General features: G+C 75.4%; 9 protein-coding genes and 1 pseudogene. 9 read left to right on the plus strand and 1 reads right to left on the minus strand.

The window, feature by feature from the left end; all coding sequences use genetic code 11:
* The first annotated feature begins 10 nt into the window (after positions 1-10).
* The 5 genes and pseudogenes from AB0M28_RS28590 to AB0M28_RS28610 all read left to right on the plus strand — a co-directional run.
* The gene (locus AB0M28_RS28590; RefSeq protein ID WP_365411062.1) at positions 11-1717 is read left to right on the plus strand and encodes a glycerol-3-phosphate dehydrogenase/oxidase; all 1707 of its coding nucleotides are present in this window, start codon (positions 11-13) and stop codon (positions 1715-1717) included.
* Positions 1714-2766: an amidase family protein gene (locus tag AB0M28_RS28595; RefSeq protein WP_365411065.1), complete on the plus strand. Its 1053-nt coding sequence runs from the start codon at positions 1714-1716 to the stop codon at positions 2764-2766. Before AB0M28_RS28590 ends, AB0M28_RS28595 begins: the two co-directional genes overlap by 4 nt.
* 148 nt (positions 2767-2914) lie before the next feature.
* Entirely contained in the window at positions 2915-4675 is a 1761-nt protein-coding gene (locus tag AB0M28_RS28600) for a serine/threonine-protein kinase (RefSeq protein ID WP_365411068.1), read from the plus strand.
* Between the two features lie 146 nt (positions 4676-4821).
* A complete protein-coding gene (locus AB0M28_RS28605) occupies positions 4822-7446 on the plus strand; it encodes a serine/threonine protein kinase (RefSeq protein ID WP_365411071.1) in 2625 nt (874 codons plus the stop codon).
* A 159-nt stretch (positions 7447-7605) separates the two neighbouring features.
* A pseudogene (locus AB0M28_RS28610) lies at positions 7606-7842 on the plus strand (type B 50S ribosomal protein L31); the annotation flags it as partial.
* A 211-nt stretch (positions 7843-8053) separates the two neighbouring features.
* On the opposite strand, the gene AB0M28_RS28615 reads toward AB0M28_RS28610, so the two are convergent.
* A complete protein-coding gene (locus AB0M28_RS28615) occupies positions 8054-8734 on the minus strand; it encodes a GNAT family N-acetyltransferase (protein WP_365411074.1) in 681 nt (226 codons plus the stop codon).
* A gap of 128 nt (positions 8735-8862) precedes the next feature.
* On the opposite strand from AB0M28_RS28615, the gene AB0M28_RS28620 reads away from it, so the two are divergent.
* The 4 genes from AB0M28_RS28620 to AB0M28_RS28635 all read left to right on the plus strand — a co-directional run bounded on the left by AB0M28_RS28620 (position 8863) and on the right by AB0M28_RS28635 (position 15336).
* Positions 8863-10098 (plus strand): amino acid permease, encoded by a 1236-nt coding sequence (locus AB0M28_RS28620; RefSeq protein ID WP_365411076.1) that lies wholly within the window; start codon positions 8863-8865, stop codon positions 10096-10098.
* A gap of 58 nt (positions 10099-10156) precedes the next feature.
* On the plus strand, positions 10157-11170 hold the full coding sequence (locus AB0M28_RS28625; protein ID WP_365411079.1) for a crosslink repair DNA glycosylase YcaQ family protein: 1014 nt from the start codon (positions 10157-10159) through the stop codon (positions 11168-11170).
* An 87-nt stretch (positions 11171-11257) separates the two neighbouring features.
* Complete coding sequence (locus AB0M28_RS28630) at positions 11258-12865, plus strand: succinic semialdehyde dehydrogenase (RefSeq protein ID WP_365411082.1); 1608 nt, start codon at positions 11258-11260, stop codon at positions 12863-12865.
* 668 nt (positions 12866-13533) lie between these two features.
* Positions 13534-15336, plus strand: a complete 1803-nt coding sequence (locus AB0M28_RS28635) for a GMC family oxidoreductase (RefSeq protein ID WP_365411085.1) — start codon at positions 13534-13536, stop codon at positions 15334-15336.
* Positions 15337-15645: the final 309 nt, after the last annotated feature.

Consider the following 15645-nt stretch of genomic DNA (forward strand, 5'->3'; position numbering starts at 1 on the left):
GGAGGCAGCGGTGAGGACAGCGAAACTGGGGCCGGCCGAGCGCGGTGCGGCCCTCGCACGTATGGCGGAGCACGAGCTGGACGTCCTGGTCGTCGGCGGCGGCGTGGTCGGCGCCGGCACGGCGCTGGACGCGGCCACCCGGGGGCTGTCGACGGGGCTCGTCGAGGCCCGGGACTGGGCCTCTGGCACGTCGAGCCGGTCCAGCAAGCTGATCCACGGCGGGCTGCGCTATCTGGAGATGCTGGACTTCGCGCTGGTGCGGGAGGCGCTGAAGGAGCGCGGCCTGCTGACCGACCGGATCGCCCCGCACCTGGTGAAGCCGGTGCCGTTCCTGTACCCGCTGCAGCACCGCGGCTGGGAGCGCTTCTACGCCGGCAGCGGTGTCGCGCTGTACGACGCGATGTCCGTCTCCGGCGGCCATGCCCGGGGGATGCCCGTACACCGGCACCTCTCGCGTACGAAGGCGCTGCGGGTCGCGCCGTGCCTGCGCAAGGAGTCGCTGGTCGGGGCCATCCAGTACTACGACGCGCAGATGGACGACGCGCGCTACGTCGCCACGCTCGTGCGCACCGCCGCCTCGTACCGGGCGCATGTCGCCAACCGGGCGCGGGTCGTCGGCTTCCTGCGCGAGGGCGAGCGGGTCGTCGGCGTGCGCGTGCACGATCTGGAGCAGGGCGGCCAGTTCGAGGTGCGGGCCCGGCAGGTCGTCAACGCCACCGGCGTGTGGACGGACGAGACGCAGGCGATGGTGGGCGAGCGCGGGCAGTTCCACGTCCGGGCGTCGAAGGGCATCCACCTCGTCGTACCGCGGGACCGGATCCACTCGACGACCGGGCTGATCCTGCGGACCGAGAAGTCCGTGCTGTTCGTCATCCCGTGGGGGCGGCACTGGATCATCGGTACGACGGACACCGACTGGGATCTCGACAAGGCCCATCCGGCGGCCTCCAGTGCCGATATCGACTATCTGCTGGAGCACGTGAACTCCGTGCTCGCCGTGCCCCTGACACGGGACGACGTCGAGGGCGTGTACGCCGGGCTGCGGCCGCTGCTGGCGGGTGAGTCGGAGGCCACCAGCAAGCTGTCGCGCGAGCACACCGTCGCGCATCCCGTGCCGGGGCTCGTGGTGGTGGCGGGCGGCAAGTACACGACGTACCGGGTGATGGCCGAGGACGCCGTGGACGCGGCCGTGCACGGGCTGGACCAGCGGGTCGGGCCGTGCGTCACCGAGACGGTGCCGCTGCTCGGGGCCGAGGGCTACGCCGCGCTGTGGAACGCCCGCGGGCGGACGTCGGCGCGCACCGGGCTGCACGTGGCGCGGATCGAGCACCTGCTGAACCGGTACGGCTCGCTGGCGGACGAGCTGCTGGAGCTGATCGCGGCGGACCCGGGGCTGGGTGAGCCGCTCGGCGGCGCCGAGGACTATCTGCGGGCGGAGATCGTGTACGCGGCGTCCCACGAGGGGGCGCGCCATCTGGACGACGTGCTCACCCGGCGGACGCGGATCTCCATCGAGACCTTCGACCGGGGGACGCGATCGGCGCGCGAGTGCGCGGAGTTGGTGGCGCCGGTGCTGGGGTGGGACAAGGAGCAGGTGGAGAAGGAGGTCGAGCACTACGAGAAGCGCGTGGAGGCGGAGCGCGAGTCGCAGCTGCAGCCGGACGACCAGACGGCGGACGCGGCGCGGCTCGGGGCGCCGGAGATCGCGCCGCTGTGACGGGATCCGTCGACCGGGCACTTGCCGGGATCGCGGAGCGTGACCCGTACCTCCGGGCTTTCATCGACGTGGGGGCGGACGACGTCCGCGACGTGGATCCCGCGGCGCCCCTCGCCGGTGTGCCCGTCGCCGTCAAAGGGCCCGCGGGGCGGCGGGGATGGGCCGCGCGGCAGGTCGCGGCGGCCGGGGGTGTGGTCGTCGGGGCGACGGCCGTGCCCGGGCCCGGGACCACCTGGCAGACGTGGGGGCAGGGGCGCGGCGGGCCGACGCTCAACCCGTGGGACCCCGCGCGGACGCCCGGCGGGTCCTCGGCCGGGGCCGGCGCGGCGGTCGCGGCGGGCATGGTGCCCCTGGCCACCGGCGGCGACGGGGCCGGGTCGGTGCGGATCCCGGCCGCGTGGTGCGGGGTGTTCGGGCTGAAGACGACCGGCGGCGCGCTGCCGTCGCCGGACCGGAGCGGACTGGCGGCGCCGGGCGTGCTCGCCGCCTCGGCGCGGTGGGTGGACGCGTATCTGCGGGCCGTCGGGCTCGCGGGCGGGGCGCCCCGGCTGCCGGCGCGGGCGGTGTGGTCGGCGGACCTCGGTTTCGCCGGCACCGACGCCGGGCAGGCGCGTACCGCGTGGGAGGCGGTGCGGCGGCTGGCCGCGGCGGGGGTCGTGGAGCTGGTGCCGTACGACGTCGGCCTGCGGGATCCGGCGGAGGCGTGGTTCGCCGTACGACGGGGCGAGGCCGGGGTCCGAGACCCCAACGGGCCTGCTCTGGACGCCCTGTTCGGGCGTGCGGAGCTGCTGCTCACCCCGGCCACGCCCGGCCCGCCGCACGGTCACGACGGCCCGGGCGATCGCTACAGCACGGCGCTCACCTGGGCGTTCAACGTCAGCGGCCATCCGGCCGGCACCGTGCCCGCCGGGCTCGGCGCGGACGGCCTCCCCGTGGGCCTGCAGCTCGTGGCCGCGCACGGGCAAGAGCCGCTGCTGGCCGCCGTGATGGACGCGGCGGAGCGGGAGGGCGCCGCGGTCGTGCGAGATCCTCCCGCGCGGTGGGCCTGACGGGACGATTGAGGCGGGTGAGGGCCGTGGGACGGGAACCGAACACCGGGTTCCGGTCGTCAGCGCGGGCAGGACCCGGCGGCCCGCGTGTCGGCGGCATGAGACACAATGGGGGCTCCTGCCGGGGGTGGTTTGCGTTAGGGGACACATGGGCCACGAAGGGGACGGCAAGCTGCTTGCGGGGCGCTACCGGCTGGGCGCCGTGCTGGGCCGGGGCGGTATGGGCACGGTCTGGCGGGCGACGGACGAAGTGCTCGGCCGCACGGTCGCGGTGAAGGAGCTGCGCTTTCCGAACGCGATCGACGAGGAGGAGAAGCGCCGGCTCGTCACGCGCACCCTCCGCGAGGCCAAGGCGATCGCCCGGATCCGCAACACCAGCGCGGTCACGGTGTACGACGTGGTCGACGAGGACGACCGCCCGTGGATCGTGATGGAGCTGGTCGAGGGCCGTTCGCTGGCCGACGTCACCAAGGAGGACGGCCCGCTCACCCCGAAGCGCGCCGCGGAGGTCGGGCTCGCCGTGCTCGACGTGCTGCGCGCCGCGCACGCGCAGGGCATCCTGCACCGCGACGTGAAGCCGTCCAACGTGCTGATCGGCCAGGACGGCCGCGTCGTCCTCACCGACTTCGGCATCGCCCAGGTCGAGGGCGACCCGTCGATCACCTCGACGGGCATGCTGGTCGGGGCCCCGTCGTACATTTCGCCGGAGCGGGCGCGCGGACAGCGGCCCGGCCCCGCCGCCGACATGTGGTCCCTGGGCGGTCTGCTGTACGCGGCCGTGGAGGGGCATCCGCCGTACGACCTGGGCTCGGCGATCGCGACGCTGACCGCGGTGATGACCAAGCCCTTCGACCCGCCGAAGAACGCCGGTCCGCTGGAGGAGGTCATCTACGGCCTGCTGGAGAAGGACCCCGACCGGCGGCTGGGGGAGGCCGGGGCGCGGGTGCTGCTGCGCCGGGTGATCGACCTGCCCGAGGAGGCGGCCGCCCCGCCGGCGGTGGACGCGACGAAGGTCGTACCGCTGCCGCCCGTCCCCGACGAGACGCCGGTCGCCGAGCCCGCGGCCGAGCCCGCGAAACCCGCCGCCACGGCGCCCGCGCCGCCCGGTCCGGCCACGTTGCACCGCGCCGGTTCGCCGGTCGCGGGCGTGGTGTCCCGGATCGCCGAACTGCCGCGCCGCACGCTGGTGGTGATCGCCGCCGTGGTGGCGCTGGCGGTGCTGGGCACGGTGCTGGCGGTCGCCCTCGGCGATGACGGCGGCGGCGATCCGGACGGCGCGAAGGGCCGGGGCACTGCCGCCCCGAGCGCGCCGGCCACGAAGGACAAGTCACCGGGGCAGTCCGAGCAGCCGTCCACCACGCCGAGCGCCGACGCGTCCGCGAGCGGGGACGAGGGCGAGGGCGACGACGACGGTGGCCAGGCGGAGCCCGGCGGGGTGCCCGCGGGGTTCAAGGTCTTCACCGAGAAGCGGTTCCAGTTCTCCGTGGCGCTGCCCAAGAGCTGGCGGCGGGTGGCCACCACCAGCGGTGGCGGCGGGGCCATATTCGCCGCCTCGGCCGGCGGATTCCCGCGGGTGCAGATCGACTTCACCTCCAGCCCCCGCGGTCTGGACCGCGACGCCGCGTACGAGGCGTGGGTGGCGCAGGAGCCGGCGGTGCGCTCCGGCAGCCAGGACTACCGGCGGCTGAGCCTCAAGACCGTGGACTGGCGCGGCTATCCCTCCGTCGCCGACTGGCACTTCCTGCGGACCCAGAGCGGTGAGCGGGTCCACGTCCTCAACCGGGGCATGGTCGTTGACCGTTCGCACGGCTACGCGATCATGATCACGTGCCCCGCGGCGGGGTGGGACGGCAAGGCGTGCACGGCGTTGCGGAACACCGTGTTCGACACATTCGAACCAATGAACTGATTTTCGGCGCGGAACCTGCCGAGCCGGGCCCAAGGCGGGGCCCCAGCACGTATCGTTATGCCCCGTGGACGGAACGCATCCGTAATCCGGGGGAATCTGACCGGATTTGACCTGGTCTGTTGCGAACTCGCTGGTGGGGAGGTGTCGTGGACGAGTACGCAGGGCGAGTGCTCGCCGGACGCTACCGGCTGCCCCGCCGCGCCGACGACGGGGAGCCGCTGGAGACCCGGGCGTTCGACACCTACAGCGGCCAGGAGGTCGTGGTCCGGGAGGTGCCGCTGCCCGAGATCGTCGAGGCGGAGTTAGCGGACGGCCCGGCGGGCCTGCCGGCCCCGGACACCGCCGACCCCGTCGTACAGCGTGCGCTGGACGCGGCGCGCGCCGCCGCGGCGATACCCGACCATCCCCGTCTCGATCAGGTCTTCGACGTCTTCGACGAGGACGGCAGCATCTGGGTCGTGAGCGAGCTGGTCCCCGCGCGTCCGCTGGCCGCCCTGCTCTCGCAGCGCACCCTCAGCCCCTACCGGGGCGCCGAGGTCGCCGCCGACATCCTCACCGCCCTGCGCGCGCTGCACGCGCACGGCTGGGCGCACCGCAACATCACCCCGCGCACGGTCCTGGTCTGCGACGACGGCCGGATCGTGCTCACCGGGCTGGCCTCCGGCGCCGCCGAGGACGCCCTGTGCGGGTACGACCCGCTGCCCCCGCCCCCGGGCTGGGGCCAGCCCCCGCGCCCGGCGGGCAGCCCGGGCCCGCCGCCGGGCGGGGTGCCCACGCGGCCCATGGGCCCGGACGGGCGGGTGCCCGATCTGCCCGATCCGGCCACGGGGTTCCTGCCCGCGCCGGGCGCGGGCGGCCCGCGGGCCCACCCGGGTGGGTACGTGCCGGGGGGAACCTCCGCCCGTTTCGACGCCGGGGGGCATCCCGGCGGCCCCGCGGGCGCACACGGGCCCCTGGTGAGCGGCGGTCCCTCTGCGGGCCCCGGTGGTCCCTCCGCGGGCCCAGGCGGTCCCTCCGCCGGCCCCGGTGGTCCCGGCGCGCGGCCCGCGCAGAGTCTCGCCGAGCGGCTGTTCGCCCAGGCGTCCGGGCGGGCGGAGCCGGACGGGCCGGGACGGGCGGCCCTCGCGACGGCCCGCGAGGGGGACGAGGGAGGCGGGGCACCCCGGTCCGCCATCGCGACGTACCGGGCAGGAGCCCAGGCGGCCGCCGCACGGCTCGCCGGCGGGCCGGTCTACTCCGACCGGATCGAGACGGACGGGGCAGGCCGGACCGACCCGACCGCGTCCGACCCGGGCGGGGCGACCGGCCAGACGCCCCTGCCCACGCACCGCCCCGCGCCGGAGAAGGACGGCCGGGGGAGCGCCGCGTACGGCGGCAGCCTGCCCGGACCCCGGCCCGGCGCGTCCATCAGCGTGCCCCTGGCGGGCCCGCCCGAGCCCGCACGCGCGCACCCCGCACCCGTACAGGCCGCCGCGCCCGGCCGCGGCGGTCCGCGCACCCGGCTCGACGCCGAACGCGCCCGCCAGATGCGGATGCAGGTCGTCGGACCGGTCACCGAACGCTGGTCGCCCGAGCAGGCCGGACCCGTGCACGAGCACTGGCAGCTCGCCCCGCCCGTCGGCCCCGCCGCCGACCTGTGGGCGCTCGGCGCGCTGCTCTTCCGCGCGGTCCAGGGCCACCCGGCGTATCCCGAGGACCACGTCGCCGAGCTGGTCCAGCTGGTATGCGGGGAGCCCCCGGCGATGGCCGAGGAGTGCGGCGCGCTGCGGCCCGTCGTCGAGTCGCTGCTGCGCCAGGACCCCACCGAGCGGCCGGACTTCGAGGAGCTGCGCGGCTGGCTGCGCTCCCTGATCCGCACCGCCCCCGAACCCGACATCGGCAGCCGCACCGTCACGGTGCCGCCGCTGACCCCGGGCCGCGCCGACCCGCGCCGGCTGCCGATCCTGCGGCGGCGCGGCGAACTGGTGCGGCGGCGGCGCTCACGGGCCGCGATGGAACCCCTGGTGTCGACGCAGGGCGCCCGGCACAAGAAGGCGCGCAGGACCCGGCGGCGCGGCGCGAACAGCCTCGGCCGGTGGCTGATCGCGCTGATCTTCATGGCGATGGTGGCGGCGATCGCGATCGCCGCGTTCGTGCTGCCGAAGGCGGAGCGCGGCGACAACGACGGCGACCAGCGCCGGCAGTCCGTGAGCGGCGCGCGTCCGGAGCCGCAGAACGACCAGGCGCAGGGCGAGGGCGACGAGGTCGAGAACCTGACGGAGCCGACGGCGTCCTCCGCGCCCCCGGCGGAGGGGACCGATCCGGCCGAACTGCCCAAGGACTTCGTGATGCGCGAGGACAAGGACGGCTTCCGGGTCGCGATGCACAGGACCTGGCAGCGGCTCGGGCACGCCTCGACGGGCGCGGTGCGGTACGGAAGCCCGGACGGGCGGTACGAGATGCTCGTCGCGGCGGGCCGGGACTCGACGGACCGGTACGGCGCGGACCTGATGCAGTACCAGCTCAAGCACGAGCCGGAGCTGGCCGGCCAGCGGGCGTCGACCGGCTGGGGCGAGAGCTCGGCGCTGAGGAACGTCACGATCGGCACCCGGCCGTGTGTGATCGGGACGTTCACCTGGCAGGAGGACGGCCGTGAGGTGATCGGCCGCAACTTCGTGACGGTCATCGACGGCCGCTTCCACGTCGTCCTGGTGAAGGGCCCGATCCAGGACCGCCGCTCGGTGGACGTCTTCTACCAGCAGGCCGAGAACACGTACAGCCCGGTGGGCTGAACGGACGCCCGTCGGCCCGGCCCCGGGCCGCGCGGACCGACCCGGCCGCCCTGTGGTCGTCCGGATGGACGCCCCCGCTGGCTCCCCGCCTCCCGCCCGGTCACGCTGGTCGGGGCGCACGGACAGGGCGTGCGCTTCGCGGCGAGCGAGGAGAGCAGCATGCAGAAGGACGAACACCCGCCCTACCACCCCGTCGTCTTCCGCGACCGGGCCGCCGGTTACGCCTTCCTCACCCGCTCCACGGCCACCAGCGAGGAGACCATCGTCTGGGACGACGGCGAGACGTACCCCGTCGTGGACGTGGAGATCTCCTCCGAGAGCCACCCCTTCTACACGGGCAAGGCCCGCGTGATCGACTCCGAGGGCGCGATCGCCAAGTTCGAGCGCCGCTACGGCGACACCGGCCAGGACCCGCGCCAGCCCCCGGTCACCCCGGACGCGAAGCTGCACAGCGCCCCGGAGGGCGAGATCTCCCCGGAGGACTACGTGATGGCCAGCGGCCGCGACGTGACCCCGCACAGCCTGGAGTGGGCCCGCCGCAAGCTGGCGGAGGAGGGCCGCGCGGCCGTCGAGCGGCAGCTGCCCTGACCGTTCGCGGGGCTGCCGCTCACGGCGTGCGGTATCCGCGGAAGGTGACCGGCTTGCGGGTCTCGAAGCCGAGGCGTTCGTAGAGGGCGATCGCGCCCGTGTTCGCCGCGGCGACGTGCAGGAAGGGGCTTTCGCCGCGAGCCGTGATGCGGGCGGTGAGCGCGGCGACGAGGCGGGCCGCGTGGCCCTGGCCGCGGGCCTCGGGGGCGGTGCAGACGGCGCTGATCTCCGTCCAGCCGGGCGGATGGAGCCGCTCGCCCGCCATCGCGACCAGCGCGCCGCCCTGGCGGATGCCGAGATACGTGCCGAGTTCGCGGGTGCGGGGCAGGAACGGGCCGGGCCGGGTCCGTGCGACGAGCTCGAGCATGGCGGGCACGTCGGCGGCACCGAGTTCGACGACGCCGGGGTCGCCCTCCGCCTCGGTGCCGTCCCAGACCAGCTGCCGGCCCTCGTGGACGAAGACCGGCTCCCAGTCGGCGGGCGGGGTCGCCGTGGAGCTGAACATGTCGGCGAGCTCCCCCCGCCCGAGGAGCCGCGCGAGGTCCGCCCACGCCGCGGGATCGCCGTTCACCGTGGCGAACGTCGCGACCCCCGGCCGGTAGGCGGCGGCCCCGCCGAGGCTGCGCGCGAGGTGCGCGTGGTGCCCGCGCAGCGATGCGCCCACCGGGTCGTCGAGTGCGGCGGCGTCGCGGTTGACCATGGTGCGTGCTCCGGGTCGTACGAGGCGGAAGGGACGGCTGGGGTCCCCCGGCCATGCTACGAGCCCGCGCGCGGTGGGGACGGGACACCCGGAACCGTCCGGTCACCCGGGCCTGATAGAAGAGCCGCATGGCTCAACTACAGCGACGGCTGGGCGTCGGCGACGCCGTAATGATCGGCCTGGGCTCCATGCTCGGCGCCGGGATCTTCGCGGCGCTCGCGCCCGCCGCGCGCGCCGCGGGGTCCGGTCTGCTGCCCGGCCTCGCGGCCGCCGCGGTCGTGGCGTACTGCAACGCCACCTCGTCGGCGCGGCTGGCCGCCCGGTACCCCGAGTCCGGGGGGACCTACGTGTACGGGCGGGAGCGGCTCGGGGAGTTCTGGGGATACCTCGCGGGCTGGGCGTTCGTCGTCGGCAAGACCGCGTCGTGCGCGGCGATGGCGCTCACCGTCGGTTCGTACGCCTGGCCGGACCAGCAGCACGCGGTCGCCGTCGCCTCCGTCGTGGCGCTGACCGCCGTCAACTACGCCGGGGTGCAGAAGTCCGCCTGGCTCACCCGGGTCATCGTCGCCGTCGTGCTGGCCGTGCTGGCCGGCGTGGTCGTCGCCTGCCTCGGCGGCGGGGCGGCCGACGCGGGCCGGCTCGACATCGGCGCGGACGCGACGTTCGGCGGTGTCCTGCAGGCCGGGGCGCTGCTGTTCTTCGCCTTCGCCGGTTACGCGCGCATCGCCACGCTGGGCGAGGAGGTCCGCGACCCCGCCCGTACGATCCCGCGCGCCATCCCGGTCGCGCTGGGCATCACGCTGGTCTGCTACAGCCTGGTCGCCGTCGCCGTGCTCGCCGTCCTCGGCCCGGACCGCCTCGCCTCCGCCACCGCCCCGCTGGCGGACGCCGTCCGCGCGTCCGGCGCGGGGTGGCTGGCGCCGGTGGTACGGGTCGGGGCGGCCGTCGCGGCCCTCGGCTCCCTGCTCGGGCTGATCCTGGGCATCTCCCGTACGACGCTGGCGATGGCGCGCGACGGCCATCTCCCCCGGGGCCTGTCCGCGGTGCACCCGCGTTTCAAGGTCCCGCACCGCGCGGAGCTGGCGGTCGGCGCGGTGGTCGCGGTGGCGGCCGCGTTCGGCGACGTACGCGGGGCGATCGGCTTCTCGTCGTTCGGCGTACTCGCCTACTACGCGATCGCGAACGCCTCCGCCTGGACCCTGCGCCCCGACGAGGGCCGCCCCCCACGCTGGCTCCCCCTCCTGGGCCTCGCGGGCTGCCTCACCCTGGCGTTCGCCCTCCCGCTGACATCGGTGGCCTCGGGCGCGGCCGTTCTGGCGGTGGGCGCGCTGGTGTACGGCGTACGGCGGCGGGTGGTCCGGTAGCCGCGGACCGCTGCCGTCCTGCCAGGTCCGGCGCTGGCGGGACCGTAGGGTTGCGCGTATGGCGTTGAGCGGCGCGGAGTTGCGGCGGGTGCGGGCGCGGGCGCAGTTCGTGGGGGGTGGGGAGCGGGCCCGGTCCGTGGCGGGGGTCGTGGAACGGGTGTTCGCGCTGCAGGCTCAGGACGCCGGGGCCGCCGCGCTCGGGCTGCGGGCGCGGGCGCGGGGGCTCACGCCGGCCGGTGTGCGCCGCGCGTTGGAGACGGAACGCTCCGTCGTGCGCGGCTGGTTCATGCGCGGCACCCTGCATCTCGTACCCGCCGCCGACGCCCGCTGGCTGCTCGCGCTGTACGGCGAGCGCCTCATCGCCGGTACGGCGGCGCGCTACCGCGCGCTCGGGCTCGACGAGGCGCTCACCGGGCGCGCCCTCGCCCTGATCGCCGCCGAGGTCGCCGACGGTCCGCGCACCCGCGCGGAGCTCGGCGAGCGGCTCGCGTCCCTCGGCGTGGACACCACCGGGCAGGCGCCCATCCATCTCATCCGGCGCGCCGCGCTGACCGGACTCGTCTGCGAGGGCCCGCGCAAGGACGGCGAGTCGGCCTACGTCGCCGCCGGCGACTGGCTGCCGTCCGGCCCGGGCCCCGTGGGCGAGGCGGCGGTCGCCGAGCTGGCCGTGCGCCACCGCCGGGCCTACGCCCCCGCGGAACCCGAGGACTTCGCGGCCTGGTCGGGTCTGCCGCTGGGCGCCGCCCGTACGGCGTGGGCGTCGCTCCGCCCGGCCCGTACCGCCGCCCCGGGCGCCGCCGCCGCTCCCGACGTGCGGCTCCTCCCGGCGTACGACGGCTACTGGCTCGGCCACCGCGACCGCTCCTGGTCTGTCCCCGCCGGCCGCGCCCGCGACCTCGCGCCCGGCGGCGGGCAGATCCGCGCGGCGGTCGTCGCGGACGGTCTGCTCGTGGGGACGTGGGGGAGGACGCGGCGGGACGGGGTCCGGCCGGCGCTCTTCGACGGGGTGTCCGACGCCGTCGCGGCGGGGGCCGCGGCCGAGGCGGCGGCCGTGGAGTCGTTCGCGGAGTGACCGTCGCACGTCGGCGCCAGTAATCGCTGGCGGAATCCGGTTACCGATGGGTACACAACGGCCATCCCGAGCCGTACGCTCACCCGTATGACCGACAACGCCCCCACCCCCGCCGGAGGCAACCCCGCCGCCGCGCCCGCGGGGAGCCGACGCGCCGCCGATGTCGTCACCCCCGACCTGCTGCGCCGCCTCACCAGCGGCGTCCCGGGCGCTGGGGAGACCCGCAGCCACACCCCGGCGACCGGGGAGGTGCTGGCCACCCTGCCCGAGGCCCGGCCCGAGGACGTCGCCGCCGCCTACGAGCGCGCCCGCGAGGCACAGCGCGAATGGGCCGCCCGGCCCGTACGGCAGCGGGCCGGCGTGCTGCTGCGCTTCCACGACCTGGTGCTCGCACGCCAGGACGAGGTGCTGGACCTCATCCAGCTGGAGACCGGCAAGACCCGGCTGCACGCCCACGAGGAGGTGCAGGCCGTCGCCGTCGCGGCCCGCCACTACGGGCGCAAGGCCGCCGCCTATCTGCGGCCCAAGAGCCACACCGGGGCCATACCGACCCTGACCCGCGTGCGCGAACTGCGCCACCCGCGCGGCGTCGTCGGCCAGATCGCGCCCTGGAACTATCCGCTGGAGCTGTCCGTCGGCGACGCCCTGCCCGCCTTCGTCGCGGGCAACGCCGTCGTGATGAAGCCCGACACCGAGACCGCGCTGACCGCCCTGTGGGCGCGCCGGCAGCTCATCGAGGCCGGGCTGCCCGAGGCCGTGTGGCAGGTCGTGATCGGCGAGGGTCCCGTCATCGGGCCCGAGGTCGTCCGGCACGCCGACTACGTCTCCTTCACCGGCTCCACCCGCACCGGCCGCGAGGTCGCCCAGGGCGCCGCCGCGCGCCTCGTCGGCGTCTCGCTGGAGCTGGGCGGGAAGAACGCGATGATCGTGTGCGAGGACGCCGACCTCGACAAGGCCGCCGCGGGGGCGGTCCGGGCCGCCTTCTCCTCGGCCGGCCAGCTGTGCATCTCCGTGGAGCGGCTGTACGTCCACGAGCGGATCGCCGACGACTTCCTCGCCCGGTTCGCCGAGCGGACGAAGGCGCTGCGGCTCGGGGCCGCCCTCGGCTACGGCGCCGACATGGGGTCACTGGCGGGGGAGCGGCAGCTGAAGACCGTGCAGCGGCATGTCGACGAGGCCGTCGACAAGGGCGCGAAGGTGCTCGCCGGCGGGCGGGCGCGGCCGGACGTCGGCCCGTACTTCTACGAGCCGACCATCCTCGACGGCGTCGAGAAGCCGATGGCCGTGTGCGAGGAGGAGACCTTCGGGCCCGTCGTCTCCGTGTACCGCTTCAGCGACGAGAACGACGCGGTGCGCCGCGCCAACGCCACGCCGTACGGCCTCAACTCCAGCGTCTGGACGAAGAACGCCCGCCGGGGCCGGTCGCTGGCCGCGCGGCTGCGCACCGGCACGGTCAACGTCAACGAGGGCTACGCCTCGGCGTACGGCAGCGTGCAGTCGCCGATGGGCGGCATGGGCGACTCCGGGCTCGGCCGGCGGCACGGCAGCGAGGGCATCCTCAAGTACACCGAGGCGCAGACGGTCGCCGAGCAGCGGGTGCTACCGATGGCACCGGCGCTCGGCATGTCCGACGAGGGCTACGCCGCGTTCATGAGCCGCAGCCTGCGCCTGATGAAGGCCCTGCGCCTCCGCTAGCGCTCCGCGTGGGTTGCCCGTTCGAAAAACCTCTGGGGGCTCCGCCCCCAGACCCCCCTGAGAGCGGGGGTGGGGCTTCGCCCCGGGCCCCGTGGAAGTGGGTGGCGGGGCTTCGCCCCAGGCCCCGTGGAAGTGGGGGGTTAGGTGCGTGGTGCTGGAGCGATCTGGGGGCTTCGCCCCCGGGCCCCGTGGGGGTGGGGGTGGGGCTTCGCCTCCTGGCCCCCGGGAGTGGGGGGTGGGGGTGGGTGCTGAGGCGGTGGCTCACCCGGGCGGTGGTGGTGCGGCGGCAGACCGACTCTCCCAGGCCCCCTGGGGGTTCGGGTCGGTGGGCGGCGCCAGCCGCTCCTGCGGGGGCGCGTTGCCTCAGGGGGCTTCGCCCCCCCAGGCCTCCTGGGAGTGGGGGGTGGGTGGGTGGTTCGGCGCCGGCCCTCGGGGCGGAGGCGGGATTGGCCGGCGCCGACCCTCCCCGGGGTGGGGGGCACCGCTCTCGGGGTTGGGGGCACCTCCCCGGGGCCGGGGCACCACCCCCGGGGTCGGGGGCACCGCTCCCGGGGTCGGGGGCACCGTTCCCGGGGGCCGGGGCATCACCCCCGGGGCCGAGGGTGCCATCCGCTGGGAGGTGGCGGTTGCGTGAGGGCGGGGCTGGATCGATGTTGAAGGGATAGACCATGAGCACCGTGAGCGGGTACGACTACGACGTCATTGTTATCGGTTCCGGATTCGGCGGCGCCGTGTCCGGGTTGCGGTTGACCGAGAAGGGCTACCGCGTCGCCGTGCTGGAGGCCGGGCGGCGCTATACGCGTGAGACGCTGCCGAAGAACTCCTGGGACCTGCGTCGCTATCTGTGGGCGCCGCGGCTCGGGCTGTACGGCATCCAGCGCATCCATCTGATGTCCAACGTCATGATCCTCGCCGGCGCCGGGGTGGGCGGCGGGTCGCTCAACTACGCCAACACCCTCTACGTACCGCCGAAGCCGTTCTTCGAGGACCGCCAGTGGGGCCACATCACCGACTGGCAGGACGAGCTGAAGCCGTACTACGAGCAGGCGCAGCGGATGCTCGGCGTGCGGCTGTCCCCGCACATGACGCCGTCCGACGTCCATCTGAAGGCCGCCGCCGAGAAGATGGGCTGCGGCGACACCTTCCACATGGCGCCCGTCGGGGTCTTCTACGGCGACGGGCAGGACGCCGCCGGCGAGGCGAAGGCGGAGCCGGGCGGGGAGGTCCCGGACCCGTACTTCGGCGGGGCGGGACCCGCCCGCAAGGCGTGCACCGAGTGCGGTGAGTGCATGACCGGCTGCCGGCACGGGGCGAAGAACACCCTCAACGAGAACTATCTGCACCTCGCCGAGCAGGCCGGGGCCGTCATCGAACCGATGACCACCGTCGTCGGCCTCACGGACCACCCCGACGGCGGGTACGCCGTCACCACCGTGCCGACGGACAAGCGGCGGCGGGGCAAGCGGCGCGTGCTGCGGGCGGAGAAGGTCGTCGTCGCGGCGGGCACGTACGGCACGCAGACGCTGCTGCACACGATGCGGGACACCGGCGAGCTGCCGCGGATCTCCGCCCGGCTCGGCGAGCTCACGCGGACGAACTCCGAGGCGCTCACGGGGGCGTTCACATTCCCCCGCGGATGGGCGAAGAAGCGCGGCGGCGAGGAACTCGACTTCACCCGCGGCGTCGCGATCACGTCGTCCATCCACCCCAACGCCACGACGCACATCGAGCCGGTCCGGTACGGCAAGGGCTCCAACGCGATGGCCCTCATGTGCATCCCCGGCCACCACAACCGGCGCACCGCCCTGGGCCGCGCGCTCTCCGGCCTCTTCGCGGGCTACCTCCGCCACCCGCTGGCCGTGCTGCGGATCGCCTTCGGCAACCGCTGGTCGGAGCGGACGATCATCGCCCTGGTCATGCAGACGTACGACAACTCGCTCAACACGCGCCGCAAGAAGCGGGGCCCCGGCAAGGGGCTGCTCACCGCCTCGCAGGGGCACGGCGAGCCCAACCCCGTGCACATCCCCGAGGGCGCGGCGGCCGCGACGCAGCTCGCGGAGGAGATCGGCGGGGTCTCCGGCACGAACATCGGCGAGGTGATGGGCACACCGCTCACCGCCCACTTCCTCGGCGGCTGCCCGATCGGCGCCTCGCCCGCCGAGGGCGTCATCGACCCCTACCACCGGCTCTACGGCCACCCCGGCATCTCCGTCGTCGACGGCGCCGCGGTCTCCGCGAACCTGGGCGTCAACCCGTCCCTGACGATCACGGCGCAGGCGGAGCGGGCGATGTCGCTCTGGCCCAACAAGGGCGAGGCGGACACGCGTCCGTCCCAGGACGCGGCGTACCACCGCCTGCCGGCGGTCCCGCCCCGCACCCCGGCGGTTCCGGACACGGCCTTCGCCGCGCTGCGGCTGCCGCTGCTGCCGGTGCCTCTCGTCCCGAAGCGGGACGGCGCGGAGGGCGACTGACGCGATCTCCGGGCCTCAGGCTCCAGGCCCCAGGCCGCGGCCGTTACCGCCGGCGCGCCGATTCGTTGAACCCGGTGTTCCCGCCGGTCTTGCCGGGTGCGAGGCGGGCGGGCGGATCGGGGCGATGTGGCGCGCCGGCTCAGCTCATTCCGGTGAAGTGCGCCGTGGGACCTCGCCCCGTCGAGGTGACCGGTCAGCAGGGGACAGCGGTCCGGTCACCGTGGGCCGCGGCCGGCCCGGGGACGCCCGGGCCGCGCTTCGTCGAGCGCACCTCGCAGGGCATCCGGGAGTACGACCCGTACGCCAAGC

It is taken from the genome of Streptomyces sp. NPDC051940 (genome assembly GCF_040680895.1).
GTDB lineage: Bacteria > Actinomycetota > Actinomycetes > Streptomycetales > Streptomycetaceae > Streptomyces.

Bases quoted from the DNA above. Each gene is read 5' to 3' on its own strand.
- AB0M28_RS28600 (WP_365411068.1), top strand. From the start codon at position 2,915: ATGGGCCACGAAGGGGACGGCAAGCTGCTTGCGGGGCGCTACCGGCTG.
- AB0M28_RS28615 (WP_365411074.1), bottom strand. From the start codon at position 8,734: ATGGTCAACCGCGACGCCGCCGCACTCGACGACCCGGTGGGCGCATCG.
- AB0M28_RS28620 (WP_365411076.1), top strand. From the start codon at position 8,863: ATGGCTCAACTACAGCGACGGCTGGGCGTCGGCGACGCCGTAATGATC.
- AB0M28_RS28625 (WP_365411079.1), top strand. From the start codon at position 10,157: ATGGCGTTGAGCGGCGCGGAGTTGCGGCGGGTGCGGGCGCGGGCGCAG.
- AB0M28_RS28630 (WP_365411082.1), top strand. From the start codon at position 11,258: ATGACCGACAACGCCCCCACCCCCGCCGGAGGCAACCCCGCCGCCGCG.
- AB0M28_RS28635 (WP_365411085.1), top strand. From the start codon at position 13,534: ATGAGCACCGTGAGCGGGTACGACTACGACGTCATTGTTATCGGTTCC.